This is a genomic window from Spirillospora sp. NPDC052269, assembly GCF_040679435.1.
Classification (GTDB): domain Bacteria; phylum Actinomycetota; class Actinomycetes; order Streptosporangiales; family Streptosporangiaceae; genus Spirillospora.
This window is the reverse complement of sequence record NZ_JBFAUU010000001.1, coordinates 604,721-629,219: the sequence shown is the minus strand read 5'-3', so window position 1 is coordinate 629,219 and position 24,499 is coordinate 604,721. Positions and strand designations below refer to the sequence as shown.

Here is a 24,499-nt window from a genome sequence, read left to right as displayed (position 1 = left end):
TGGACTACCAGGGTATCTAATCCTGTTCGCTCCCCACGCTTTCGCTCCTCAGCGTCAGTACACGCCCAGCCCCCGGCCCGCGCGCACGAGGCCGGTGAGCCGGTCGGGCCGGCGGGTGTCTTCCCCGCCGGCGGAGGGCGGGATATCAGTTGAGCATGACGGTTCGCCAGGAACCGGAAGAGCGTGCCCGGCCGCTGCCGCGTTCCCCCGAGCCCACCGACCGGTGGGCGACGCTCGCCGCGGCGGCGCTGCTGGTGTTCGGCACCGCGCTCTTCTGGTCCCCGCTACGGCACGTGGACCTGGACGCGGCCAACGGGTTCGGGCTGATCAGCGTGCTGCCCGGCGCGACGCTCGTGGGCGCGGCGGTGGTCGTCCTGTCGTTCATGCTGACGCTCGCCCTGCCGCGTCCGCATCGGGTGCTGCTGGTCGCCCAGATCCTGGTGCTCATCGCGATGCTGCACGGCGTCGCGCAGGCGCTGGAGCCGGAGGCGCGCTTCCCGACGGCCTGGCAGACGGCCGGGTTCATCGAGTACATCGAACGCACCCACACGGTCAGCTGGGATCTGGACGCCCGGTTCAGCACGCCCGGCTTCTTCGCCTTCGTCGGGTTCATCATGAAGGCGGTCGGGCAGCACGACATCTCGCCGGTGCTGAAGTGGGCGCCGCCGGTCACCGATCTCATGTACCTCGTCCCGTACATGCTGATCCTGCGGGTGCTGCGGGCGACGTGGCGGGCGAAGTGGTTCGCCGCATGGCTGTTCATCGCCGCCAACTGGGTCGGGCAGGACTACCTCTCCCCACAGGCGTTCGCCTACCTGCTCTACCTGTACTTCGTCGCGATCCTGGTGAACTGGTTCCGCCACCATGACGAGACGACCCAGCGCGCCGGACGCCGCCGATCAGCCGAAACCGCACAGCGCACCGGTGGTTTGTGGCGTCTCTACAACTGGCTGTTCGGGCCCAAGGATCCGGGAGAACTGCCCGCACCGCAGGCGTCCGTCCGCGACCGAACGATCCTGCTCTGCCTGCTGTTCCTGCTGATCCTCGTCGGCACGGCCGCGCACCAGCTCACCCCGTTCCTGATGACCGCCTCGTGCGCGGGCCTGGTGCTGGTGCGTCGGTGCAGCCTGCGCGGGCTGCCTTTCATCGCGGGCGTCGTGTACGCGGCCTGGGTCAGCTTCATGACGGTCGGATACTGGTCGAGCCGCAAGGGAGAGCTGTTCGGCGGGCTCGGCAACGTGTTCCAGAACGTCCAGCAGAGCACCGGCGGACGGATCAGCCAGACGAGCCCGCAGACGGCCGACGTGCAGCAGCTGCGCATCGTCATCGCCGTCGTCGTCGTCGGCCTGGCCATCCTCGGACTGCTGCGCCGACGCGCGCGCGGGATCGACGACCGGGTGGCGCTCGTCCTGCTGCTGGTGCCGTTCTCGTCGTTCGGGCTGCAGAACTACGGCGGCGAGATCGCCCTGCGCATCTACTTCTTCATGCTGCCCGCCGCATGCCTGCTGGTGGCCTACCTGTTCTTCCCCGCGCCGTTCGACGCGCCGCGAGTGCGCGACCCGCGCGTGCGCATGAGGCTGGGCCGGTTGCGCACGGGGTCGCGACGCCATTGGCCGGCCGTGGCGGCGGCGTCCGTTTTCGCGTTGCTGCTGGTCGGAGGGTTCCTCACCGTCCGGTACGGCAACGAGAAGTACGAGCAGGTGCGGCCGAGCGACGTCCGCGCCTTTAATGTCATGACGCAGAAGACCAAGGGCGTGATCGGCGTCGTGTGGATGAGCGCCGACAATCCGGACCTCGTCGGCGGCACGCCCGTGATGCCCTGGTCGTACCGCGACTTCGAGCGGTTCAACTACACCCCGGTGATCGCGAACCGGGGCGATCCGGCCGACCTGTCGGAGATCATCCAGCGGCTGCGCGAGCAGGGGCCCGGCGGGTTCTTCGTCACCACCCGCAGCCACGAGGACTTCCAGGTCCTCACGGCGGGCCTGGCGCCGGACTTCGCGCCCCGGATGCGCGCCGCGCTCGCCGCCGACCCGCGCATCGAGACCGTCTACGCCGACCGCGACGCCGCCGTGTACCGCCTGCGGCAGCCCCCAGGCGAGCCGAACCCGCCCGTGCCCAGACCGTCGGGGCTCGGCCTGCGCTCGTCGCCGTGGACGCCCGCGGGCCTGATCTACCTGCCGGTCCTGCTCGGCGTCCTGTTCGCGCGTGAGCTGCGGCGGCTGCGGCTGCCGCCGAACGAGCCGTGGCGGCTGCGCCCGCTGACCGTCCTCGCCGTCCCGCTGTTCCTCAGCGTCGTCGCCGTGATCGTCGAGAGGTTCGTGGTGATCTCATGACCCTGGCGCTCGCGCTCCTGCTGTTCGCCGCGCCGGCGGCCGCGTGCTGGCTCCTGCTGTCCGGCCTCGACCCGCTGGGACGCCTCGTCGTCGCCACCGCGGGCGCGTTCGCCGTCCTCGCCGCCACGGCTCAGGTCATGCTCATGGCGAACGCCTGGAGCCCGCTCCACGGCGTCGTGGCCGTCGTCCTCCTCAGCGCCCTCCTGGCGGCTCTGAGCCGCGTCCACAGGCCGTCCCGTCCGTCCAGGCCCGCGGCCGCGCCGCCTCCCGAACCACGGCCTCACGCGCCCGCGGCGACCCGCCATGACCTCCCCCTGCCCCGCGCCCGCCGCGACGACGGCGAGGAGGAGGACTGGCTCTTCAAGGAGTGACCCAAAGGGTCAGCGGGTGTCCCGGTGGCCGTTCGGGTGGGGCGTGGGCGTGGGCGTGGTGTCGGGGACGGTCGGGTCGGAGGCGGTCGGGTCGGGGGCGGGGGTGAGGTCGATGGCGTAGTCGAGGATGGCGCGGTCGGCGGGGATGACGATGTCGCGGCAGACCTCCAGGACGCGCGCGTCGGAGATCATGCGGCGGGTGATGGTGAAGACGGGGACGCCCGGGGCGGTGCCGAGGGTCTCGACCTCCTCGGGGGTCGGCATGCGCGCTCCGACGGCCTCCTCGACGCGGGTGGGCGGGTGGCCCAGGTAGGCGAGCTGGGCGAGGGTGCCGCCGGGCCACGGCTCGCGCGCGGGGTCGGAGACGGGGGTCTCGGCGACCAGGTCCCAGGGCAGGTAGTTGACCGAGATCTGCTGCGGGTCGCCGCGCGCGTAGAACACGAATCGACGGCGCAGCAGTTCGGTGCCGACGGGGAGTTCGAAGAGCGCGGCGAGGTCCGGCGTGGCCTGGGTGCGGGTGAACTCGCGGTCGAGCCGGTACTCCTGCCAGCCGATCCGCTGGTCGTGGGTGAAGGTGGTGGCGGGCGCCGGGGCGTCGCGGCCGGAGGGCGGCACGGTGAACCTGAGGTACCGGTCCATCGCGATGCGGCGGATCGGAGGCGTGTGCCGGACGATGGTGCCGGCGCCGCGCCGCGACTCGATCAGCCCCTCGCCCCGCAGGAGCGCGAACGCCTGCCGGACGACGATCTCCGAGACGCCGAACCCGTCGGTGAGATCCCGCATGGTGGGCAGGCGGGATCCAGGTGGATACGTGCCCGAGCGGATCTGGTCGCGGATGGAGTCGGCGATGCGCAGGTAGGCCGGGCGTTCGGCCACGGGCTCACCTCCCTAGGCACTGTCCGTGAGGGGACGGTCCACTTACGGACAGCTTGACACCTCTTCGACCGAGTAAGACTTTTGTATACAGAACCGCCGCCCCAGGGAAAGGACGACCTTGATGGGCGACTTCGAGGATCTGAAGACGACCATCGAGCGCGAGTACCCGGGCTGGCTTGTCTGGCGCAGCGACGCGGGGCGGTGGTACGCGACCCGCAGCGGCGACCTCACCGACGCCCAACTCCAGGCCGGATATGCGATGACCGTGGCCGCGGACGACTCAGGCGGTCTTCGTGAGCTTCTGGCCGAGCAGTCCCGGCGGGACGGCGGCGAGCGGTGAGGCGGGCTTTCGGGACGCCGGAGCCCGGCCCGGACTCGGGGGCGGGCCGGGCTCGACCGGGCCGGGGCGACAGTGACCTGTGGCGCTCAGGTGACACAGGAATGGAGCTCTGGTCGGTGGGGTGCACGTCACCCCACGGGCCAGGAGAACGTGACCGCACGGATGACACATCGGCGCGACCCCAACAAAAAGTCGTGTCGTCCGTGCGGTCGCGCAGAGTGGTTCTTCCGCTGGAGCGGGCTCACTTCGACGGATTCTCCTGACGCACACCTCCCATCCGTCCCGCAGCGATTTGCCCGAGGCTTTGCCATGGCCGGTGGGGCCCGATCGTGCAGGGGACGCAGCCGGGTCGTACGGGTGCGGGTTCCGGGACGGGGCGCGCAGGGGTTAGTCAGATATGACGGCCAATGCGAAGACGGGGGCGAACCCGGCCCTCGTCCACGGCGTTCTAACAGACGTGCGCGCATGACGCCGATCACGGGAGGCGCACGTGGACGTTCGGTCGCGGACCCAGGGCATGGCGGAACCGGGTCGCACCACGTTGGTCAGGGGGCGGCGCGGGTTGTTCCGGGGACGGCAGGGAGAGTTCCGAGGACAGGGAGTGTTCCGGGGGCGCGGGGTGTTCCGGGGGCGGCAGGGGAGGCATGGACGGACGCGTCGCCGGGGCCTGGTCCCGGTCGCGCTTCTCGCGGCGCTCGCGGGGGTGCTGACCTCCGCACTGGTGATCTGGGCGACGGGATGGGAGGCCGGGAGCGTCGGGCTCGGGCCGACGCGTCCGGCGGGGGCGGTCTCCAAGGTGGCGCCGGGCGCGCCGAAGGGCTGGCCCGCGTGGGGCTTCACCCACACCCAGGTGTCGGTCGACACGCAGCAGGGGCCGGCGCAGGCGCTCCATGACCTGTCGCGCGAGGCGATGCCGCAGGTCACACCCATCATGGGGTGGGGCCTGGACAATCCCGAACCGAGCCAGGGCGAGTACAACTGGGCCTCGCTCGACCACCGGATGAGCGTGATCCGCCAGACCAAGGGCACGCCGGTGGTCACGCTGTGCTGCTCGCCGGACTGGATGAAGGGCGGGGCTCAGGGGCAGACCGACTGGACGCATCTCGAGGACGCGGTCGAGCCCCGGCATTTCGATGATTTCGCGAATCTCGCGGCGAAGGTCGCCCAGCGCTACCCGGACGTGAAGTACTACGCCGTCTGGAACGAGTTCAAGGGCTTCTGGAACAACGGCGCCAACCGCTGGGACTACGAGGGCTACACCAAGCTCTACAACAAGGTGTACGCGGCCCTGAAGAAGGTGAACCCGAATCTCAAGGTCGGCGGCCCGTACATCGTCCTCAACAGCGACGCCCCTGGCAGGGCCACGGGTCCTCCTTCGGAGCTGCACGGCGTCTGGGGGAGCATGGACCAGCGCGGCCTGGACGCGGTGAAGTACTGGTCCAAGCACAAGGCCGGTGCGGATTTCCTCGCGGTGGACGCCTCTTCCTTCCCGCAGGAGAAGGACCCCAAGGTGGACGAGTTCCAGATGCTCGCCAAGTTCTCGGACACCACGAAATGGCTGCGTGGGCTGGATCCGAAGCTGCCGGTGTGGTGGGCCGAATGGTACGTGGAGCCGGACGGTTCGGGCTGGTCGGACGAGCACCGGGGCGCGGTGCTGACGGCGGCGTTGATGGAGTTCGCGCGGAGCGGGGCGTCCAGCGCGTTCTACTGGAGTCCGCAGACCAGCACGTCCGGGAGCTGCGCCGGTTGCCTGTGGTTCGGCTCGTCGGAGGGCGGGGGCGGAACGCCGAACCTGGTCATGTTGCAGAACTTCGCCCGCTGGTTCCCCCCAGGGACCAGACTCGTGGACGTGCGGTCGTCCGACCCGTCCGTGCGGGTCCTCGCGCAGGCGCACGAGATGGTCCTCGTGAACACCCGGAGCACCCCCGTGTCGGTCCAGGTGGGCGGGCACAGGTTCGACTTCGCGCCGTACGAGGTCAAGTGGGCGGGACGTTGACCGAATCGCGTGGTCGAACGCGGAACTCGGACGCAAGGGCCGGGCAAATAGGCCGGACGCAAGGCCGGGCAAATAGGCCGGACGCAAGGCCGGGCACAAGGGCCGGGCACAGGGGAACGTGATGGCCACAGGGGAGAACGTGATGGCGCTCGCCGTTGACATCGACCTGGTCGATATCGGGTTCTGGGACCGTCCGCCGAACGAACGGCTCGCGGACTTCACGCGCCTGCGCGAGCGCGGCGCCCCAGTGCATTTCGCCGAACCGCGGGTTCCGCTCGTCCGCTCGGGGAAGGGCTTCTACGCGCTGGTCCGGCATGCGGACGTGGTGGCGGCCAGCCGCAACGCGAAGGTGTTCTCCAGCGAGCCGGCCGCGACGTCGCCGGAGCCTCCGCCGTGGCTGTCGAAGGTGTTCGGCACGCCGATGGTGAACATGGACGACCCCGCGCACGCGCGTCTGCGGCGCATCGTGTTCCGCGCGTTCACGCCGAAGATGCTCGCGAAGATCGAGGACGACATCAGCGCCACGGCGGCGCGCATCGTCGAGGACGTCTTGGCGGCGGGTCCGGGCGACTTCGTCGAGCAAGTCGCGGCGCGGCTGCCGATCAACGTCATCTGCTCGATGATGGGCATCCCGGAGGAGACCCGTCCGTACGTGCTGTCCCGGATCGACGCGATGACGGAGTACTCCGGCGTGCGCGGATCCCTGGCGAGCCCCCGCACGATGCGGCTGCTGGCGGGGAACCTCAAGGCGATCGTGGATCTGCACCGCCTCGTCGCGCGCCTGGGTGAGGCGCGCAGGGAGAACCCCGCCGACGACCTCGTGTCGGCGCTCGTCAACGCCAATCCCGACGGCGAACGCCTGTCGGTGAAGGAACTCGGGTCGTTCTTCGACCTGCTGCTGGTGGCCGGCAACGAGACCACGCGCAACGCGCTCGCGCACGGGCTGAAGCTGTTCACCGACCACCCGGACCAGCGCGAACTGCTGTTCTCGGAGTACGACGAGCGGATCGGGACGGCGATCGAGGAGCTCGTCCGGTACGCGTCCCCCATCATCCAGTTCCGCAGGACGGTCACCACCGACCACGAGCTGAACGGGCATCCGCTCAAGGCGGGCGACAAGGTGGTGTTGTTCTACCTCGCCGCCAACCGCGACCCCGAGGTCTTCACCGACCCGGACGTCTTCGACATCACCCGCTCCCCCAACCCGCACGTGGGGTTCGGCGGGCCGGGACCGCACCTGTGCCTGGGGGCGAACCTCGCGCGCATGGAGTTGCGCATCATGTTCCGGGAGCTGTTCGACAGGTTGCCCGGCCTTCGCGCGTGCGGGGAGCCGGAGTACCTGCTCTCCAGTTTCGACAACGGCATCACGCGCCTCCCCTTCACCTGGGACCGGCACCCCCGAACCGGGTGAGAGCCGCGCGTCTCGGGGCATGGCTACGGAGGCACGCACACCCCTCACGCCCTCACCCCGGGAGGAGCGCCGATGACTCGAGTGACCCGCGCGGAGATCGACCGGCTCGTCGGAGGCGACCATCACGATCCGCATTCCGTCCTCGGCGCGCATCCGGGGCGGACGGGCGTGACGGTCCGGGCGCTGCGCCCGCTCGCGGAGCGGGTCGAGGTGCTGCTGCCGAACGGCGACCGCAAACGGCTGCGCCACTATCAGGCGGGCGTGTTCACCGGAACGCTGCCGCCGGGGGCGTCGCTGTCCAATACGTCCGGTCCGCCGCAGGCGGTGCCCGACTACCGGCTCGCCGTGACCTATCCCGGCGGCCCTGAGATCGTCCAGGACGACCCGTACCGGCACCTCCCCACTCTCGGTGAGCTGGACCTGCATCTGCTCGGCGAGGGGCGGCACGAGGAGCTCTGGCGGGCGCTCGGGGCGCGCGTCCGGACGTACGACTCGACGTTCGGTCCCGTCTCCGGAACGGCGTTCGCGGTGTGGGCGCCGACCGCGCGCGGCGTGCGCGTCGTCGGCGACTTCAACCAGTGGGACGGACGCGGCCACCCGATGCGGTCGCTCGGTTCCACGGGCGTGTGGGAGCTGTTCGTCCCGGACGTCGGCCACGGCGACGCCTACAAGTTCCAGATCCTCGGTGAAGACCATGTGTGGCGCACCAAGGCGGACCCCATGGCGAGGTACACCGAGACGCCTCCGGCGACGGCCTCGCGCGTGTACGAGTCGTCCTACGAGTGGGACGACGGCGACTGGATGGACCGCCGCAAGGGACACAACTGGGTGAACGAGCCCATGAGCGTGTACGAGGTGCACCTGGGTTCGTGGCGTCCCGGCCTGAGCTACCGCGAACTCGCGGACGAGCTGACCGGCTACGTGCGCGACATGGGCTTCACACACGTGGAGTTCCTGCCGGTGGCGGAGCATCCGTACGGGCCGTCCTGGGGATATCAGGTCACGTCCTACTACGCCCCCACGTCCCGTTTCGGCGCGCCGGACGACTTCAGGCATCTGGTGGACCGGCTGCACCAGGCGGGCATCGGGGTCATCATCGACTGGGTCCCCGCGCATTTCCCCAAGGACGAATGGGCGCTCGGGCGCTTCGACGGAACGGCCCTCTACGAGCACTCCGCCCCCGACAAGGGCGAGCATCCGGACTGGGGAACGTACGTCTTCAACTTCGGGCGCGCCGAAGTGCGCAACTTCCTCGTGGCGAACGCCTGCTACTGGCTGGAAGAGTTCCATATCGACGGCCTCCGCGTGGACGCCGTCGCCTCCATGCTCTACCTGGACTACTCCCGGAACTATGGCAACTGGTCGCCCAACGTCTACGGCGGACGGGAGAATCTGGAGGCCATCTCGTTCCTCCAGGAGATGAACGCGACGGCCTACAAGCGAAGCCCTGGGATCGTCACCATCGCTGAGGAATCCACGGCCTGGCCTGGGGTTTCACGCCCCACGCACCTGGGCGGGCTCGGGTTCGGCCTCAAATGGAACATGGGCTGGATGCACGACACGCTCAACTACCTCGAGCACGATCCCGTGTTCCGGAACTACCACCACAACGAGATCACCTTCTCAATGGTGTACGCGTTCTCGGAGAACTACGTCCTTCCCCTGTCACACGACGAGGTCGTGCACATGAAGGGCTCACTGCTGGAGAAAATGCCCGGCGACACCTGGAAGAAGTTCGCGGGGCTGCGGACCCTGCTCGCCTATATGTGGTCGCATCCCGGAAAACAGCTTCTGTTCATGGGCGGCGAGTTCGGGCAAGGGGCCGAATGGTCCGAAAGCCGCTCCTTGGACTGGTGGCTCATGGACAACGCCGCCGAAGGCGCGAACCACATCGGTGTGCAGAAACTCGTCCGCGACCTCAACCACGCCTATCGCGAACTGCCCGCGCTGTGGGCCTGCGACGCGTCCGCTGACGGGTTCCAGTGGATCGACGCCAACGACGCAGAGGGCAACGTCCTCTCGTTCGTCCGGTACGAGGAGGACCGTTCCTCCTTGGACGGTACGCCCTTGGTCTGCGTCGTGAACTTCTCCGGGGACGCGCACGAGGGCTATCGCGTCGGGTTGCCGCGGGCGGGCGGCTGGCGAGAGCTGCTCAACACGGACGCGTACGAGTACGGCGGCAGCGGCGTCGGCAACATGGGACGCGTCGAAGCCCTCGATGAGCCGTTCCACGCGATGCCCGCCTCGGCCGAGATGCGCGTCCCACCACTCGGCGTCGTCTGGCTGGTTCCCGAGCCGCCGACAGGGGACGCCGACGCGAATACAGTGGCGGAATGACCGTTGCCCAGACCCTTGGCGTCGTCCCGAACCAGTTCGTCCTGGAGCACCTGCCGAATTCGGTGTTCCCCGAGGACGACGAATGGGTGGCCCTCGTACGCGCGCCCGAGGGCCTGACGGTCGTCCGCGAGGCCCCGCCCTATGTGGAGGCCGACCGCTGGGTGGGTTTCTACGGCGGGGCCACGGCGCACTCCCTGGACATGCCCGGCATGCTCGCCGCCATCGTGGTTCCTTTGGCCGAGGCTCGCGTGCCTGTGTTCGTGGCGTCGACCTATCACGCCGACCTCGTGCTCGTGCCCGAGCACAAGCTCGAGGTCGCGACCGCGGCGCTCCAGGACGCCGGGCACAAGATCCAGCCCTAGCCCGCTTCCTCGGCTCAACCCTGGCCGGGGCCGCGCAGGCGGCCGAGGAGCCAGCGGGGTCCGGCGACGGCTCCGCCGGCCGCCGCCACACGGTTCTTGAGTTCGCGGTCGGCGGTGATGACCAGCGCCTTCTCTCCCGGTCCGACGCCCGCGACGAGCTCGACGATGTGATCGTCCCCGCTGCCGGGAGCCGAGCTGACCTCGACCCACTCGGACGAGGACACCGAGCGCGCCGCCCCCTCCACCACCTGGACGATGTCCGGGTAGACGGTGTCGTAGGGAACCGGCACGCCTGGCAAGTCGGCAACGCCCTCGGCCAATACGCCCAGGTCGTCGCGCAGGCGCTCGTTGGCTCCGGCACGGTCACGCCACCAGCCGTGCTCGGCGCGCGCGCCCACCACGTTTGCGGCGTCCACGATCAGGACGACCCTGAACAGCCCCTCCCGCAGCACTGGCCAGGTACCCGCGAACGGCGCGAAAAGCTTGAGCGACTCGACCTCGCCTACGGGCACCCACGCGGCGCGGCGTGTCTCGAAGGAAACGCCCTTGACGGCGACCATCTCGGGGACGGACGCGATGACCGAGGTGAACGACCAGCCGCCGTGGTCCTCGACCCGGGTGCCGACCAGATCGATGTCGGACCCGTCGAACGTGCTCTCCTCGCCCGTTTCGCGGATGGCGCCCGTGATCGGGTCCTCGTGACTGTGGTTGGCGCCGCCGAACATGCCCCACGTCCCGCCGCCGAGCCCCCAGGCCCCGCGCTTCTGCAGAAGGACGTGGACAGCGCCGTCCGGGCCCTCGTGATAGGGCAGCAGTCCGGACGCGCCGAACCGGCCCCAATGCTTATGGCCCTGCTCGCACCGCGCCCAGCCGTCACCGTCTCCCATGCCCGCGACCCTAGTCGTGACGAAGTGCACAGTGCCCGCGCATCGCCACCCCGAATACTCTTCGGTTTGTCGGTTCCTCCTTATCCGTCCGTCAATCCGTCCGCACAAGGGAGCAGCGTTGAGCGCCCAGCCCCGGCCCGCAGCGTCCGCCCGGCCCCGGCCTGCAGCGTCCGCCGGACCCCGGCCCGCCGTGACCATCGAGGCCGAGCACGCCCGCATGTGGGACGAGCTGTCCGGCGCGGAGCTGGTCCAGGCGATGGCGGACGGCAGGTTCCCGCACGTCTCCCAGGTGGACGAGCACGTCGGCATGGAGATCAGGTCCGCCGAGCCCGGTCTGATCGTCCTCGACTGGACGCCGGGCGAGCACCTCTGCAACCCGGGCGGGATCGTCCACGGCGGCTACGTCGCGATGATCCTCGACAACGCGGCGTGCCTCGCGGGGACGTCCACCTGCGACCGTTTCATGCCGATGCTGACGCTCAGCCTGAACATCGACTACCTGCGGCCCGTCCAGGCCGGGGCGTCGTACACGGTGACCGGCACGTGCGTGCACCCGGGCCGCGCCCGCATGGTCTCCAACGCCGCGATCACCGACGCGGACGGCCGCGTCCTCGCGCAGGCGAGCGCGTCCGTCCTGCCCAACCGCGCCTTCGAGCGCGGCGGCGGCGACGGCCGCTGATCCTCCCCCGGCCAGGCACCCGTCGGGAAGGCGCATCCGGCGCATAGGGTGGGGGCATGGTGGATCCCGGCAACGTTGTCAACGTCATCCGGCAGGCGCGCGAGCGGCGCACCGCTCCCCTGGTCCTGGAGCTGGACCTGACCGACGGGATCGTGGACGCCCCGCCCGGCGATCCGCTGGCGGCGTTCCTCGCGATGCGGCGGACGCATCTGCGCGACGTCCTGGACGGCCTGCGCCGCGCCCGCTCGGACGCCCGGGTCAAGGCGCTGGTGGTCAAGGTGACCGGCGGGGTCGGGCTGGCGCTCGTCCAGGAGATCCGGGACGCGGTCACCGCGCTGCGCGAGGCCGGGACGTACACCGTCGCGTGGGCCGAGACGTTCGGCGAGGCCGGGCACGGCACCGTCCCCTACTACCTGGCGTCCGCGTTCGACCGCGTGTACCTGCAGCCGACCGGGGAGGTCGGGCTGACGGGCGTGGCGCTGGTGGAGCCGTTCTTCGCCGGGGCGCTGGAGAAGGCGGGCGTCCAGCCCCGGTTCGCCAAGCGCTACGAGTACAAGACGATGGCGAACACCTTCATGGAGAAGGCGTACACGCCGGAGCACCAGGAGTCGTCCCAGCGGCTCGTCGCGTCGCTCGGCGAGCAGCTCGTGAACGGCATCGCGGAGGCGCGCGGGCTGAGCCCCGAGCGGGTCCGCGAGCTGACCGACAAGGGCCCGCTGCTGGCGGACGAGGCCCTCGAGGCCGGGCTGGTCGACAAGCTCGGCTACCGCGACGAGGTGTACGCGCACCTGAAGGCCAAGGCGGGCGAGGACGCGCAGCTCAGGTACGTCGCGCGGTACAACCGGACGCACGGCCTGGCGAAGCGGATCCCGCAGCCCGGACGGCAGGACGGCATCGCGCTGATCAACGGGCACGGGCAGATCCGGCTCGGCCGCAGCGGACGCGGCGGGCCGCTCCCCGGCCAGAGCGTCGCGATGGGCTCGGACACGATCGGCGCGGCGTTCCGCGCGGCGGTGAAGGACGACAAGGTCAAGGCGATCGTGTTCCGGGTGAACAGCCCGGGCGGGTCGGCGGTGGCGTCCGACGCGATCTGGCGCGAGGTCGTCCTCGCGCGCAAGGCGGGCAAGCCCGTCATCGTGTCGATGGGCGACGTCGCGGCGTCCGGCGGCTACTACGTCGCGATGGCCGCCGACACGATCGTGGCGCAGCCCGGCACGATCACCGGCTCGATCGGCGTGGTCGTCGGGAAGGCCGTGGTGAACGGGCTGCTCGAGCGGATCGGGGTCGGGCTCGGCTCGGTCGAGGCCGGCGCGCACGCGCGCATGTTCAGCGCGACCAAGGACTTCAGCGACTCCGAGTGGGAGCGGATCAACGCCTCGCTCGACAAGATCTACGCCGACTTCACGGGCAAGGCCGCCGAGGGCCGCGGGATGACGCGGGAGCGCGTCCACGAGCTGGCCCGCGGACGGGTCTGGACGGGCGCGGACGCGCAGGCCAGCGGCCTGGTGGACGAGCTCGGCGGCCTCGACCGGGCGTTCGACCTGGCACGCAAGCGGGCAGGGCTCGCGGTGGACGCGCCGATCCGGACGTTCCCGCACACCTCGCCGCTGGAGCGGCTGCGTCCGCCCGAGTCGAGCGAGGACCGCGCCGCCGCGTCCGCGCGGTTCGACGGTTGGGGCTCGCTCGGCGGCCTCGCGGCGCGGCTCGGGCTGCCCTCCGCCGGCCCGCTCACCCTTCCGGGCAGCTGGGACATCCGCTGAACGAGGTCGAGTTCACCGAGGCCGTCGCCGGGTTCGCGACGGGGGTCGTGGTGCTGACCGTCCGGGACGAACGGGACGATCTCGGCACCACGGTCACCTCGTTCATGTCGGTGTCGATGGAGCCCCCGATGGTGCTCGCGGGGGTCGCGTCGGACGGCTACCTCGCGGAGGTGCTGGGGCGCCGTCCGCGCTGGGCGGTGACGGTGCTGAGCGCGGAGCAGCGGGCGCTGGCCGGGCGGTTCGCCGCGGCGGGACGTCCGTCCGCGCGGATCCTGCTGGCGTCCGAGCCGCACCACCGCGGCCCGCACTCGGACGCGCTGATCGTGGAGTCCGGCCTCGCCGCGCTCGAGTGCGAGACCCGGCAGACGATCGAGGCGGGCGACCACCTCCTGTTCGTCGCGGAGGTGCTGGCCGCCGATTACGTCGCGCGCCGCCGCTCGCCGCTGATCAGGGTGAACCGCCGCTACCTGACCTGAGCCGTTCCCGCGAGAGGCGGCGGCTCAGGGGCAGCGAAGTGGAACGGATCATCGATACGCTCCGGGCAGGAAACGCCCATAAGGAGCACGACATGACCTTCTCCCTCGCCGTGAGCGACGCCGTCCTGGACGAGGACGAGCTCGACCCCGCGACCGTGCTGGCCGGAGAGCCGCGCACGTTCAGCAAGGTCCTGCACGAGGACGGGACGGTCCAGCGCGGGATCTGGGAGATCACCCCGGGTACGGTCACGGACGTGGAGGCCGACGAGATCTTCACGGTCCTGACCGGCCGCGCCACGATCACGGTCGAGGACGGGCCGGTGCTTTCGGTTGGCCCCGGCGACGTGGGCGTCTTCACCGAGGGCGCGCGCACCACCTGGACCGTCCATGAGACGCTCCGCAAGGTCTACCAGATCACCCTGTAGAGGACCGATCAGCCCGTGGAGGACCCGCGATGACCTATCCAGAGCCCCGGTACCGCGGCGAGGGGGGCGAGATCAACGCCACCTACCGGCCGGACTCGTCCGACCCGGACTACGTCTACGCGAACGGCACCCGCGTCCATTACCTGGCGACGGGAGAGTCGACGAACGGGCAGTTCGGGCTGTACCGGTGGGAGATGGGCGCGGTGCCGAGCGGCCCGTCGCCGCACTTCCACCGGTCCATCTCCGAGTCGTTCTACATCCTGGCCGGGACGGTCCGGATCTTCGACGGCGAGAAGTGGATCGACACGACTCCCGGCGACTGGGTGCACGTCCCGGAGGGCGGGGTGCACGGCTTCCGCAACGAGTCGGGCGAGCCGGCGTCCATGCTGCTGCACTTCTCGCCGGGCGCGCCGCGCGAGGGGTACTTCGAGGGCATCCCGCACCTGGGCGAGATGACCGACGAGGAACGTGTCGCGTTCTTCCTCGAACACGACACCTTCTGGGTCTGAGCCCCGGACGCGGCCCGGGTCCGAGTCCCAGGCCGCTTCGGCGCCGCCCGGGGCTCGGGCGCGGCGGTGTCAGACGCGGCGGCCGCGCTTCCAAACGGCGGCGACCTGCGGGACGCCCGGCCGGTAGGCCAGGTGGATGTGGGACGCGGCGGACAGCGCGAGCACGTCCGCCCGGGCGCCGACGCCGAGCCGTCCGACGTCGGTGCGGCGCAGCGCCCGCGCTCCGCCCGCCGTCGCGGCCCAGACCGCCTCGGCGGGCGTCATCCGCATGTCCCGGACGGCGACCGCGATACAGAACGCCATGCTGGAGCTGTAGCAGGACCCGGGGTTGCAGTCGCTCGCCAGCGCGACCGTGACCCCGGCGTCGATCAGCCGCCGGGCGTCCGGGTAGGGCTGCCGGGTGGAGAACTCCACGCCGGGCAGCAGCGTCGCGACGGTCGAGGAGTCGGCGAGCGCCGAGACGTCCGCATCGCTGAGGAACGTGCAGTGGTCGGCGGACGCCGCGCCCAGCTCCACCGCGAGCTGGACGCCCGGCCCCTCGCCGAGCTGGTTGGCGTGGACGCGCGGCATGAGCCCGGCCTTGATCCCGGCCTCCAGCACCTCGCGGGTCTGGTCGGCGTCGAACGCGCCGCGCTCGCAGAACACGTCGATCCAGCGTGCGTGGGGCGCGCACTCGGCGAGCATGTCGCCCGCGACGAGCCGCACGTATCCCTGCTGGTCGTCGGCGTACTCGGCCGGGACGACGTGGGCGCCGAGGAAGGTGACCTCGTCGGCGTACTCCGCCGCGATCCGGACGGCCCGCTCCTCGTCCTCGACGTTGAGGCCGTAGCCGGACTTGCACTCGACGGTGGTCGTGCCCTGCCGGGCCATCTCGTCCACCAGCCGCCGCACGTTCGCGCGCAGTTCGTCGTCGGACGCGGCGCGCGTCTTCGCCACGGTCGTCCGGATTCCGCCCGCCTTGTACGGCTGGCCCGACATGCGTGCGGCGAACTCCTCGGCGCGCTCCCCCGCGAACACCAGGTGCGCGTGCGAGTCGACGAAGCCGGGCAGGACGGCGTTCCCGCCCGCGTCGTACGCCTCGTCGGCCGCGGGCGCCTCGGCGCTGGGGCCGACCCACGCGACCCGCTCGCCCTCCAGGACGAGGGCGGCGTCCCGGACGATCCCGAGCGGCCCCTCCCCCAGTCCGGGCTCGTTGGTGACCAGTTCCCCGATGTTCGCGATGACGATGCTCACCGCCCCAGCATCGCACCCGCCGCCTCGTACGCCACCCCGCGCCCCACCTGTGAACGTCTCGTATCCGAGACGTCCGGCCCCGGCCGGTAGCGGACAGCGCGGACGATCCACAGCGTGCCGGTCCGGTGCCAGAGTGTGAGAACTTCCCGGGCAATCAGGACAGGCCGAGCACCGGCCGGAAGCCCCGGGAGCGAAAGGCAGGTCGCCATGACCGAGCAGCATGTCGGCGGTGTGGCCCCGCAGGGACGGTGGCGCGTCCGCGACGGCTCGTACGCCGTCACCGCGCGCCGGTCCGAATCGGACGCCGACATCACGGTGAACGTCGCCGAGTTCGTCATCGGGGACGTGGCGGGAGACCGGGTCAAACTCCGGATCGTCCGCGCGGGCGCGGACTGGGGCGTGGCCTCGTGGTCGGTCACGATCCCGGAGCGGGACCTCGCGGCCCTGGTCGGACGGTCCGTCAAGGAGCCGGACCTGGTGTCCGGGCACGACCAGCTCGGCGGCTACTTCGCGCCGGCGTCCGAGCTGTTCCGCGGTGCGCCGCACCCGTCGGACGTCACACAGGGCCTGGTCGGGGACTGCCGGGTCGCCTCGGCGTTCCAGGCCGTCGCCGCCTCGAAGGACGGCCCGGCGCTGCTCCGGTCGCTGATCGCGGCCGTGGACGGCGGCTACCAGGTCCGGCTCATCCCCACGACGGGACCGAAGGCCATGCCGGCGTCCGGCGCGAAGCCGGAGACCATGACGATCAGCGGATACCTGCCGGTGACCAGGCACAACCGGGACCCGCTGTACCTGCTGAGCGGGTCGCCGTACGGGCCTTCGTCGACGGCGGTGCTCTGGCCGGCCGTCCTGGAGAAGGCGTTCGCGACGATGTGGGGCGGCTACGCGGCGCTGGACGGCGCCGAGGAGCGTCCGGTGCTCGCCGCCCTCGGGCTCACCGACTTCGTCCACTTCAACTGGATGAACGATGAGGAGAACAAGCCCGCGGCGGCGAGGGCGAAGATGCCCTCCCTGGCCGCGGAGGGCTACGCGCTCACCACGGCGGCGCGCGCCAAGCGGCACAACTACGCCATCCTGAGCGTCGCGGAGGACGGCGTCCTGGTCTCCGACCCGAACACGGCGCGCGGCGACGACGCGGCGAAGCGCTGGACGTCCCCGGCGACCGTCAAGCGGGCCGACCAACTGCCGACCTCCGCCGAGTTCCCCCTGCTGTTCACGTGGGACGCGTTCTTCCAGACCTTCATGTGGTACTACGCGGCCCGTCCCGCGAAGTGACCGTCCGCGCGTGACCGCGCGCCCCTGGCCCCGCACCCCCGAAGCTCCCCGGTGACCTGGGCCACATCCCATTGCAGTTCGCACTACGAACCAATTATGGTTCGTAGTGCGAACTTAAGCACCGAGGGAGTGGACATCATGAGCGAAACCGTTGTGGTCGTCGGTGGGGGTTACGGTGGCGCCGCCGCCGCGAAGGCGATGGACGAGCACGCCGACGTGATCCTGGTCGAGCCGAAGGACGCGTTCGTCCACTCGGCCGGGGCGCTGCGGTCGCTGGTGGATCCGGAGTGGGCGCCGAACATGTTCTTCCGGTACGACCGGCTGCTGACCAACGGACGCGTGGTGCGGGCGCGCGCCGCCTCGGTGGACGCCAAGGGCGTGACACTGGAGTCGGGCGAGCGGATCGACGCGGACCACATCGTCCTGGCGTCCGGTTCGGGATATCCGTATCCCGCGAAGATGCGGACGGACGTCGCGGACGAGGCGATGGCGCACCTGCTGGAGACGCATTCGGAGCTCGCCGGAGCCTCCCGGGTTCTGATCACCGGCGCCGGGCCGGTCGGCCTGGAGCTGGCGGGCGAGATCAAGGCGGTGTGGCCGGACAAGCACGTGACGATCGTGGACCCGGCCGAGCGGATCGTCCCGGCCTTCGACGACGAGATGCGCGCCGACCTGCGGCGACAGCTGGACGAGCGTGGGATCGAGCTTCGCCTGGGCACCGCGCTGAGCGCCGAGCCGCCGGTCGAGCCGGGCCGCGCGGAGACGTTCACCGTGGACGGGATCACCGCCGACATCTGGTTCCGCGCGCACGGCGTGGCCGTCCAGACGGACTACCTGGGCGACGACCTGGCCGCCGCCCGCACGCCCGGGGGACGGATCCGGGTGACCGAGAACCTGAACGTCGAGGGCTTCGAGAACGTGTACGCGATCGGCGACATCACCGACCTGGACGAGGCGAAGATGGCCGGGTACGCGCTGCAGCACGCCGAGGTCGTGGCCGCGAACGTCGCGGCCCGGGTGCGGGGCGAGAAACCGGAGGCGACGTACACGCCGTCCCCGATCCCGTCGGTGCTGCTGCCGCTCGGACCGGACGGCGGCGTCGGCCAGTTCCCCAGCCCGGACGGCCCGCTCGTGCTCACCGCCGAGACGGTCTCCGAGTACAAGGGGCGCGACCTGTTCATCGGCCGCTTCATCGAGCTTTTCAACATCGAGACCGAGACCGCGAACGCGGTCTAGGACTGCCGGTGCGGGGGCCCTGCCTGGTCTAGGGCTCGTCCATGAAGATCTCGGGGACGTCGTTCTCGTCGACGACACGGGCGAGCAGCTCCACCAGGGCGTCGCGGTCGGCGGCGCTGAAGCCGGCGGGCAGATCCTCGACCCGGCGGCAGGTCTCGGTGTAGAAGTCGTCGGCGAGCGCGGCGCCGGCCTCGGTGAGCGCGACCAGGACGGCGCGGGCGTCGTCCGGATCCGGTTCGCGGCGGACCAGGCCGCGCCGGGCGGTGCGGTCGACCAGCCCGGTCAGGCTGGACTTGGCCAGGCCGAGCATCGAGCCCAGCTCGCCCATCCCGATCGGCCGGGGCATCAGGACGCAGATCAGCTGCCCCTGCTGCGGGGTGAGGCCGTACTCGCGCGCGGCCCCGGCGTACACGGCGTTCACCAGAAAGGACGAGCGGACCAGCGCGGTCGCCACCGCCATCCGCTCACCCGTCGACTTTCCCATGCCGACACAGTATCTCTAAGGAATGGCAATGCGTACTTCGCGTCACGAACTTGTCTTCGGCCTCGGGCTTTCCTCGGCCGTCCGCACGACCTCGGCGATGCTGGAGCAGGCCGTCCGGGCGGACCGCGACGGCCTCGACATGGTCAGCGTCTCCGACCACCCCTACTACGCCGACCGGCTCGACGCGTACGCCACCGTCGGCGTCCTGCTCGGCCGCACCGAGCGGGTGTCGGCGTTCGCGAACGTCACGAGCCTGCCCGTCCGCCCGGCGCCGCTGCTCGCCCGGACGATCACGTCGCTGTCCGAGCTGTCCGGGGGACGCGTGATCCTCGGCCTGGGCGCGGGCGGGCTGTGGGACGAGGCCGCGCGCATGGGCGTCGACCGGCTCACGCCCGGTCAGGCGGTGCGGGCGTTCGAGGAGGCGTTCCAGGTCGTCCGGGCGCTGTCGGGCGGCGGTGGACAGGTCACCTTCGAAGGCGAGTTCTACCAGGTCACGGACCTGGAAGCGGCCGCCGCGCCGACCCCGCCGATCTGGACGGGCTCGAACGGGCCGCGTTCGCTGGCCGTCACCGGACGGCACGCTGACGGCTGGATCCCCGGGCACGCCGCCGACTGGCTGAGCGAGCGGTACCAGTGGTCGCGTCCGCTCATCGACGAGGCCGCGCCGGCGGTGGGGCGCGACCCGTCCGACGTCAAGACCATCTACAACCTCCCGGGGCGCATCACCGCCCAGCCGCTCGCGGAGACCCGCGACGCCGAGGGCCGCTGGGTCGGCGGTTCGGTGGGCCAGTGGACGGAGGAGCTGACCGGCGCCGTCCTAGAGCACGGCGCGTCCGGTTTCACCTACTTCGGGAGGGAGGCGGACGCCTGGGCGCGCGAGGTCGTCCCCGCCGTCCGGGAGGCCGTGGCGTCCGCATGAGGCTCGTCGAGGGCGGTGGAGGCGGCTCTGACCAGGTGTTTCAGGACTTCCGCCGTCGCGGGCGGATCGGGTGGCTCGCCGTGGACGACCGCGGTGACCAGGCGGGTCTGGCCGGGCAGGCGGACCGTCCGGACGTCGTCGTCCCGGACGGCGCGCAGCGCGAGCGCGGGCAGGGTCGTCACCCCGAGCCCTTCGGCGACGAGCGCCTGCACCGCCACGTAGTCGTCGGTCATGAAGGCGATGTCCGGGGTGAAACCCTCGTCCTCGCACGCGCGAACGAGCTGTTCCCGGCACTGCTCGCAGCCTGAGATCCACCGGCCGGTCGCATGGTCGGAGAGGCGTTCGCCTCCCGATGCGCGCGGGGTGACGAGGTGGACGGGCTCGGTCAGGAGCGGGACATGCCGGAGACCGTCCGGGGAGGCGGGCGGCGTGTGGGCGAACATGACCGCGATGTCGATCTCCCCCGCCCGCAGCGCGCGGACCGCCTCGGAAGGCTCGGCCTCGCTGAGGCGAAGCTCCACGTCGGGGTGGTCGGCGGCGAACGCGGCGGCCGCGCGCGGGACGAAGGTGCCGAGTGCGGAGGGGAACGCGGCGAGCCTGACGCGCCCGGCGCGCAGGCCGGTGTGGGCGGCGAGTTCGGCCTCGGCGGCGTCCAGGCGGCCGAGGATCTCCTCGGCGCGTTCGGCGAGCATCCGTCCGGCGTCGGTGACCCGGACGCCCCGGCCCACGCGCTGGACGAGGCGGCTTCCGGTCTCGGCCTCCAGGCGCGCGAGGTGGTGGCTGACGGAGGGCTGCGCGTAGCCGAGCGCGCGGGCGGCCTCGGTGACCGAGCCGTGCCGCGCCACCGCGGCCAGCACGCGCAGTCGGACGACGTCCAGCATTACTCGAACGTATCAACGGGTTCGATGCGTTACAGAGAAGATTGGCATTGGACCTATGGGTCCCGCCGTCGCGAGCATGGGGCATATGCGACTCCCCGTGTTCGACGACGTCCTCGCCGCCCGTGACCTGCTCTCCTCCCGGCTGCCCGCGACTCCGATGTGGTCCTACCCGGTGCTGGACGACGCGACGGGCGCGTCGGTGTTCGTGAAACACGAGAACACGCAGCCCACGGGCGCTTTCAAGGTGCGAGGGGGGCTGACGTTCCTCGCCGGGCTGACGCCGGAGCAGCGTAGGCGCGGGCTGGTGACGTACTCGACCGGAAACCACGCGCAGTCGATCGCGTACGCGTGCGCCGAGTACGACGCGCCCTGCACGGTCGTCATGCCGGAGTCGGCGAGCGAGGAGAAGATCCGCGCGACGCGCGGCTACGGCGCGCGGGTGCTGCTGAGCGGCGCGGACATGGCCGGGGCGCAGAAGGCGGCGGAGGCGCTCTCCGATGAGTTCCTCCTGGTCAGTCCGGGTGACACCGTGGAGCTGATGGCCGGGGTCGGCACCGCCTACCTGGAGGTCTTCGAGGCGCGGCCGGATCTGGACGCGGTGGTGGTGCCGGTCGGGAGCGGCACGGGCGCGGCGGCCGCGTGCCTGGTCGCCGCCGCCGTCGCGCCGCGGTGCCGGGTGATCGCCGTCCAGTCGGCGGCCTCTCCGGCGGCGCACGACTCGTGGCGGGCCGGAAACACCGTGGAACGTCCCAACAGGACGGTCGTCGAGGGGCTGGCCACGGGGCGCGGTTTCACCGTCCCGCAGCAGGTGCTGCGCGGTGGGCTCGCCGAGTTCCGGCTGGTCTCGGACGAGCGGATCCGCGAGGCGCAGCGTGTTCTCGCGACGCACGCGCACACTCTCGCGGAGGGCGCGGGGGCTGCCGCGCTGGCCCCCGTCCTCGACGCTCCGGACGACTTCGCGGGCCTGCGCGTCGCCGTGGTCTGCACGGGCGGCAATGCCCCTTCATCCGAAATCGCCGCTCTTGCCTGATTGCCTGAGAATTCGGTAATGGGCCTGTTCGCCGGGTCGCGGCCGCCGCTACCTTCGTCCGGTGGATGAGATCGCTGGACTAGAGCCGGGCTACGACGAGACCCTGGCCTTCCCGAAGGCCGTGCGCGTCGGACAGTCCGTGTGGACGGGCGGGACGACGGCGGCCGGCCCGGGCGGCGCGGTCGGCGGGACCGACGTCATCGCCCAGGCCACCGAGGTGCTGCGCCGCATCGACATCGCGCTGCGGCAGGTCGGGTCGGCCCTGGACGAGGTCGTCCGGTTCCGCGTGTACCTCACCGACATCGGCCGCCGCGCCGAGATCGTCACGCTGCTCCGGCAGTTCTTCCCGCACCGCCCGGCGGCCACGATGGTCGAGGTCAGCAGCCTGTTCGCGCCGGGACTCCTCGTCCAGATCGAGGCCGACGCCGTCGTCCGCCCCTAACCTCGCGCCCTCGCCGGGCGCCGGGGATCCCCGGCGCGGGAGGTCAGGCGTCCAGGTCGGCGAGGAGGGCGAGGAGGCGGGCGCGTTCCTGCTCCTCCTCGTGGATCTTGCGCCCGTACGATCCGAAGCGCGAGGCCGGGCCATCGCCGTCGGCGAGCCTTCGGAGTTCGGGCAGGAGCTCGGCGGCGTCGGGGCCGAGTTCGCGGAGCGGCTCCTCCAGCCATCCGCCGGCTCCAGGCCACGCCAACCGCCGGCGGACGGCGGCGACGAGCGGTTCGGACTCGCCGGTGATCCGGTGCAGAGCGCGCGCCGCGGCGAGGTCGTGGAGGGGGTCACCGAGACACGCCCGCACCCTCTGCTCGAACTCTCCGGCGGCGGCGCGTCCGAACCGGCCCGCGAGTTCGAGCGCCTCCGCCGTGGCGGTCCTCTGGTCGAACGCGTCGGCGGCCGCGCGCATCGCCGGGTCGGCCTCGCCCTGGTCGAGCAGGAGCCCGGCGGCCACGATCCGCTTCCCGAAAGCGGCCAGGTCATCGGGGTCCGTGACCCGGGTGGCGGTGGCGCGCAGTGCGGGGAGGAGATCGTCCACGGGGAGGCCGTGGCGGAGCGCGGTCTGCACCGCGAGCGAAGGATCCCCGTCGCCCGTGACCGCCGTGGCGGTGACGCACGCGGAGAGCTGGGCGACGTCCCCGGTGATCGCGGCGATCGCCTCCGCGCACTCGAGACGCCGTTTCCAGGACGCCGACGTGTCGCGGACGCGGGTCAGCGCGGGCACCGCCTCCGAGGCCGCCGCACCGATCGCGCCCAGCGCCCGGACCGTCCACCAGTTGTCGTCCGGGACGAGCGGGACGAGGTCGGGGACCGCCTCGGCCGCGTCCGGTCCCCAGTGGTGGACGAGCCGGGTGAGGGTGTTGATCTCGTTGTGCCGCGACATCGTGGCGAATGATCCGCAGTTGGGGTCCCCGCAGTGCTCGCACCCGTGGTTCTGTCCCTGCCCCGCCCACCAGGCGGCGATCCGCCGCCGGACGGCCCCGAGCAGGGCGTCGTCGCAGGGCACGTCCGCGTCGATCAGCGTTCCCAGCGCGTCGTCGATCCTCGCGCCCGCGTCGAGCGCGAGGACGAGCGGCTCCCGCCAGCGCGCGTCCCCGAGCGTGATCAGGATGTCGAGGGCGATCGAGAGCAGGCGGTCGTCCTCCGACAGGTGGGTGAACCCGTCGTCCGGCGGAGCGGCGCGGACGACCGGCGACGAGGTGATCCGGGAGGCCTGGGCGGCCAGCGCCTCCACCGCGAGCGGCGCGGCCTCACGGACGTCCAGGACCGCCCCGGCGGCTTGGAGGCGGATCCCGGGATCAGGGTGCTCGACGGCCTCGGCCAGCAGGGGCGCCAGGTCGGCGCGGGCCGCTCGCGACTCCAGGCACCGCTCGGACATGGCGTTGACCGCGGCACTCGCGGCCTCGGCCGTTCCCTCGGCGAGGATGGCCCGGCTCACGGCGGCGAGGGACCGGGCGTCGAGCCGTTGGGAGATGTCCTCGTAGGGCCGGTCCGACCAGACCCAGTACTCCGGGAAGGGGTCGCCGTTCAGCCAGCATTCGGTGAACGCCTCGGTCGACGCGTCCGTCCACGGAAGCCCGGCGGCGGCCGTGGCCCAGAGCGCTCCGGCTCGCACCGTGTCCGGCCTGCCGGGCGCGATCTCCTCGGCCAGCCATTCGGCGCTGGTTTCGGGGGCGATGCGTCCGGCGGCGGCGAGCAGCCCGGCCACGACGATCGGCTCCTGCTCGACCGTCCGGCGCGTCCGCAGGGCCGGCAGCACCTGAGCCGCGGTCTCCTGCGGAAGGTGGCCGAGCAGGAGGGTGGCGATGTGGCGGGCCTCGGCGTCCGGGTCGTCCAGGAAAGGGAGCATGAGGTCGATGTCGCGGACCAGTGCCGCCTCGACGTCGGCGATGACGTCCAGGGACGCGTCGCCGGTCTCGGCGATCCGGCCCAGCAGGTGGATCAGGCCCGCACGATCGGGCGTGGCGGGATCGGCGGCGGCGCGGACGATGAACGGAACGGCGTGGGGAGTCGCGGAGTACAGCGTCCCCTGGTGGTAGATGGTGCCGAACAGGTCGTGGAGCGCCTCTTCCCGCACGTCGGGGTCGGGGTCGACGGCGTTTTGGAGCATCTGCGGGAAGTAGTCCGCCGGGCCGTACGCGTCGCTGAGCGAAGCCCAGTCGATCTCGTCGATGCGCTTGGCCATG

23 protein-coding genes are annotated in these 24,499 nt (G+C 71.5%); 17 read left to right on the top strand and 6 right to left on the bottom strand.

The window, feature by feature from the left end:
* The first annotated feature begins 155 nt into the window (after positions 1–155).
* Entirely contained in the window at positions 156–2,336 is a 2,181-nt protein-coding gene (locus AB0L06_RS02990) for a hypothetical protein (RefSeq protein ID WP_500229205.1), read from the top strand.
* Complete coding sequence (locus AB0L06_RS02985) at positions 2,333–2,707, top strand: hypothetical protein (RefSeq protein ID WP_500229204.1); 375 nt, start codon at positions 2,333–2,335, stop codon at positions 2,705–2,707. Before AB0L06_RS02990 ends, AB0L06_RS02985 begins: the two co-directional genes overlap by 4 nt.
* 9 nt (positions 2,708–2,716) lie before the next feature.
* On the opposite strand, the gene AB0L06_RS02980 is transcribed toward AB0L06_RS02985, so the two are convergent.
* Positions 2,717–3,583, bottom strand: coding sequence for a GntR family transcriptional regulator (locus tag AB0L06_RS02980; RefSeq protein ID WP_500229203.1), 867 nt, complete (start codon positions 3,581–3,583; stop codon positions 2,717–2,719).
* Positions 3,584–3,704: 121 nt separating this feature from the next.
* Between AB0L06_RS02980 and AB0L06_RS02975 the strand changes: the two genes are divergently transcribed.
* The 5 genes from AB0L06_RS02975 to AB0L06_RS02955 all read left to right on the top strand — a co-directional run bounded on the left by AB0L06_RS02975 (position 3,705) and on the right by AB0L06_RS02955 (position 10,029).
* Complete coding sequence (locus AB0L06_RS02975; protein WP_500229202.1) at positions 3,705–3,923, top strand: hypothetical protein; 219 nt, start codon at positions 3,705–3,707, stop codon at positions 3,921–3,923.
* 601 nt (positions 3,924–4,524) lie between these two features.
* Complete coding sequence (locus AB0L06_RS02970; RefSeq protein ID WP_500229201.1) at positions 4,525–5,919, top strand: GH39 family glycosyl hydrolase; 1,395 nt, start codon at positions 4,525–4,527, stop codon at positions 5,917–5,919.
* 142 nt (positions 5,920–6,061) lie between these two features.
* Complete coding sequence (locus AB0L06_RS02965) at positions 6,062–7,330, top strand: cytochrome P450 (protein WP_500229200.1); 1,269 nt, start codon at positions 6,062–6,064, stop codon at positions 7,328–7,330.
* Positions 7,331–7,402: 72 nt separating this feature from the next.
* The gene (gene glgB / locus AB0L06_RS02960) at positions 7,403–9,667 is read left to right on the top strand and encodes a 1,4-alpha-glucan branching protein GlgB (protein ID WP_500229199.1); all 2,265 of its coding nucleotides are present in this window, start codon (positions 7,403–7,405) and stop codon (positions 9,665–9,667) included.
* Positions 9,664–10,029 (top strand): ACT domain-containing protein, encoded by a 366-nt coding sequence (locus AB0L06_RS02955; RefSeq protein WP_500229198.1) that lies wholly within the window; start codon positions 9,664–9,666, stop codon positions 10,027–10,029. Before glgB ends, AB0L06_RS02955 begins: the two co-directional genes overlap by 4 nt.
* Before the next feature lie 14 nt (positions 10,030–10,043).
* Here the strand turns inward: AB0L06_RS02955 and AB0L06_RS02950 are convergent, their stop codons facing one another.
* Positions 10,044–10,916 (bottom strand): NUDIX domain-containing protein, encoded by an 873-nt coding sequence (locus AB0L06_RS02950; protein ID WP_500229197.1) that lies wholly within the window; start codon positions 10,914–10,916, stop codon positions 10,044–10,046.
* Between the two features lie 118 nt (positions 10,917–11,034).
* On the opposite strand from AB0L06_RS02950, the gene AB0L06_RS02945 reads away from it, so the two are divergent.
* The 5 genes from AB0L06_RS02945 (at position 11,035) to AB0L06_RS02925 (ending at position 14,765) form a co-directional block, all read left to right on the top strand.
* Positions 11,035–11,595, top strand: coding sequence for a PaaI family thioesterase (locus AB0L06_RS02945; protein ID WP_500229196.1), 561 nt, complete (start codon positions 11,035–11,037; stop codon positions 11,593–11,595).
* A gap of 56 nt (positions 11,596–11,651) precedes the next feature.
* The gene (sppA, locus tag AB0L06_RS02940) at positions 11,652–13,355 is read left to right on the top strand and encodes a signal peptide peptidase SppA (protein ID WP_500229195.1); all 1,704 of its coding nucleotides are present in this window, start codon (positions 11,652–11,654) and stop codon (positions 13,353–13,355) included.
* On the top strand, positions 13,340–13,831 hold the full coding sequence (locus AB0L06_RS02935) for a flavin reductase family protein (RefSeq protein ID WP_500229307.1): 492 nt from the start codon (positions 13,340–13,342) through the stop codon (positions 13,829–13,831). The genes sppA and AB0L06_RS02935 overlap by 16 nt, the downstream gene beginning before the upstream one ends.
* Before the next feature lie 92 nt (positions 13,832–13,923).
* The gene (locus AB0L06_RS02930) at positions 13,924–14,256 is read left to right on the top strand and encodes a cupin domain-containing protein (protein ID WP_500229194.1); all 333 of its coding nucleotides are present in this window, start codon (positions 13,924–13,926) and stop codon (positions 14,254–14,256) included.
* A 29-nt stretch (positions 14,257–14,285) separates the two neighbouring features.
* Complete coding sequence (locus tag AB0L06_RS02925) at positions 14,286–14,765, top strand: cupin domain-containing protein (RefSeq protein WP_500229193.1); 480 nt, start codon at positions 14,286–14,288, stop codon at positions 14,763–14,765.
* Positions 14,766–14,834: 69 nt separating this feature from the next.
* On the opposite strand, the gene hutI is transcribed toward AB0L06_RS02925, so the two are convergent.
* Complete coding sequence (gene hutI / locus AB0L06_RS02920) at positions 14,835–15,998, bottom strand: imidazolonepropionase (protein ID WP_500229192.1); 1,164 nt, start codon at positions 15,996–15,998, stop codon at positions 14,835–14,837.
* A gap of 207 nt (positions 15,999–16,205) precedes the next feature.
* Between hutI and AB0L06_RS02915 the strand changes: the two genes are divergently transcribed.
* Together AB0L06_RS02915 and AB0L06_RS02910 are read left to right on the top strand one after the other, a co-directional pair.
* Complete coding sequence (locus tag AB0L06_RS02915; RefSeq protein ID WP_500229191.1) at positions 16,206–17,273, top strand: C2 family cysteine protease; 1,068 nt, start codon at positions 16,206–16,208, stop codon at positions 17,271–17,273.
* 138 nt (positions 17,274–17,411) lie between these two features.
* Entirely contained in the window at positions 17,412–18,509 is a 1,098-nt protein-coding gene (locus AB0L06_RS02910) for an FAD-dependent oxidoreductase (protein WP_500229190.1), read from the top strand.
* A 28-nt stretch (positions 18,510–18,537) separates the two neighbouring features.
* Here the strand turns inward: AB0L06_RS02910 and AB0L06_RS02905 are convergent, their stop codons facing one another.
* Entirely contained in the window at positions 18,538–18,993 is a 456-nt protein-coding gene (locus AB0L06_RS02905) for a MarR family winged helix-turn-helix transcriptional regulator (protein WP_500229189.1), read from the bottom strand.
* 28 nt (positions 18,994–19,021) lie between these two features.
* On the opposite strand from AB0L06_RS02905, the gene AB0L06_RS02900 reads away from it, so the two are divergent.
* On the top strand, positions 19,022–19,912 hold the full coding sequence (locus tag AB0L06_RS02900; protein WP_500229188.1) for an LLM class flavin-dependent oxidoreductase: 891 nt from the start codon (positions 19,022–19,024) through the stop codon (positions 19,910–19,912).
* On the opposite strand, the gene AB0L06_RS02895 is transcribed toward AB0L06_RS02900, so the two are convergent.
* The gene (locus tag AB0L06_RS02895) at positions 19,837–20,793 is read right to left on the bottom strand and encodes a LysR family transcriptional regulator (RefSeq protein ID WP_500229187.1); all 957 of its coding nucleotides are present in this window, start codon (positions 20,791–20,793) and stop codon (positions 19,837–19,839) included. The genes AB0L06_RS02900 and AB0L06_RS02895 overlap by 76 nt on opposite strands.
* A gap of 85 nt (positions 20,794–20,878) precedes the next feature.
* On the opposite strand from AB0L06_RS02895, the gene AB0L06_RS02890 reads away from it, so the two are divergent.
* Positions 20,879–21,823, top strand: coding sequence for a threonine ammonia-lyase (locus AB0L06_RS02890; RefSeq protein ID WP_500229186.1), 945 nt, complete (start codon positions 20,879–20,881; stop codon positions 21,821–21,823).
* A gap of 61 nt (positions 21,824–21,884) precedes the next feature.
* The gene (locus AB0L06_RS02885) at positions 21,885–22,265 is read left to right on the top strand and encodes a Rid family hydrolase (protein WP_500229185.1); all 381 of its coding nucleotides are present in this window, start codon (positions 21,885–21,887) and stop codon (positions 22,263–22,265) included.
* A 43-nt stretch (positions 22,266–22,308) separates the two neighbouring features.
* Here the strand turns inward: AB0L06_RS02885 and AB0L06_RS02880 are convergent, their stop codons facing one another.
* The gene (locus AB0L06_RS02880; RefSeq protein ID WP_500229184.1) at positions 22,309–24,498 is read right to left on the bottom strand and encodes a hypothetical protein; all 2,190 of its coding nucleotides are present in this window, start codon (positions 24,496–24,498) and stop codon (positions 22,309–22,311) included.
* Position 24,499: the final 1 nt, after the last annotated feature.

Bases quoted from the DNA above. Each gene is read 5' to 3' on its own strand.
- AB0L06_RS02985 (WP_500229204.1), top strand. From the start codon at position 2,333: ATGACCCTGGCGCTCGCGCTCCTGCTGTTCGCCGCGCCGGCGGCCGCG.
- AB0L06_RS02990 (WP_500229205.1), top strand. From the start codon at position 156: ATGACGGTTCGCCAGGAACCGGAAGAGCGTGCCCGGCCGCTGCCGCGT.
- AB0L06_RS02880 (WP_500229184.1), bottom strand. From the start codon at position 24,498: ATGGCCAAGCGCATCGACGAGATCGACTGGGCTTCGCTCAGCGACGCG.
- AB0L06_RS02915 (WP_500229191.1), top strand. From the start codon at position 16,206: ATGACCGAGCAGCATGTCGGCGGTGTGGCCCCGCAGGGACGGTGGCGC.
- AB0L06_RS02955 (WP_500229198.1), top strand. From the start codon at position 9,664: ATGACCGTTGCCCAGACCCTTGGCGTCGTCCCGAACCAGTTCGTCCTG.
- AB0L06_RS02895 (WP_500229187.1), bottom strand. From the start codon at position 20,793: ATGCTGGACGTCGTCCGACTGCGCGTGCTGGCCGCGGTGGCGCGGCAC.
- sppA (WP_500229195.1), top strand. From the start codon at position 11,652: ATGGTGGATCCCGGCAACGTTGTCAACGTCATCCGGCAGGCGCGCGAG.
- AB0L06_RS02925 (WP_500229193.1), top strand. From the start codon at position 14,286: ATGACCTATCCAGAGCCCCGGTACCGCGGCGAGGGGGGCGAGATCAAC.
- AB0L06_RS02975 (WP_500229202.1), top strand. From the start codon at position 3,705: ATGGGCGACTTCGAGGATCTGAAGACGACCATCGAGCGCGAGTACCCG.
- AB0L06_RS02965 (WP_500229200.1), top strand. From the start codon at position 6,062: ATGGCGCTCGCCGTTGACATCGACCTGGTCGATATCGGGTTCTGGGAC.
- AB0L06_RS02950 (WP_500229197.1), bottom strand. From the start codon at position 10,916: ATGGGAGACGGTGACGGCTGGGCGCGGTGCGAGCAGGGCCATAAGCAT.
- glgB (WP_500229199.1), top strand. From the start codon at position 7,403: ATGACTCGAGTGACCCGCGCGGAGATCGACCGGCTCGTCGGAGGCGAC.
- AB0L06_RS02905 (WP_500229189.1), bottom strand. From the start codon at position 18,993: ATGGGAAAGTCGACGGGTGAGCGGATGGCGGTGGCGACCGCGCTGGTC.
- AB0L06_RS02910 (WP_500229190.1), top strand. From the start codon at position 17,412: ATGAGCGAAACCGTTGTGGTCGTCGGTGGGGGTTACGGTGGCGCCGCC.
- AB0L06_RS02930 (WP_500229194.1), top strand. From the start codon at position 13,924: ATGACCTTCTCCCTCGCCGTGAGCGACGCCGTCCTGGACGAGGACGAG.
- AB0L06_RS02890 (WP_500229186.1), top strand. From the start codon at position 20,879: ATGCGACTCCCCGTGTTCGACGACGTCCTCGCCGCCCGTGACCTGCTC.
- AB0L06_RS02900 (WP_500229188.1), top strand. From the start codon at position 19,022: ATGCGTACTTCGCGTCACGAACTTGTCTTCGGCCTCGGGCTTTCCTCG.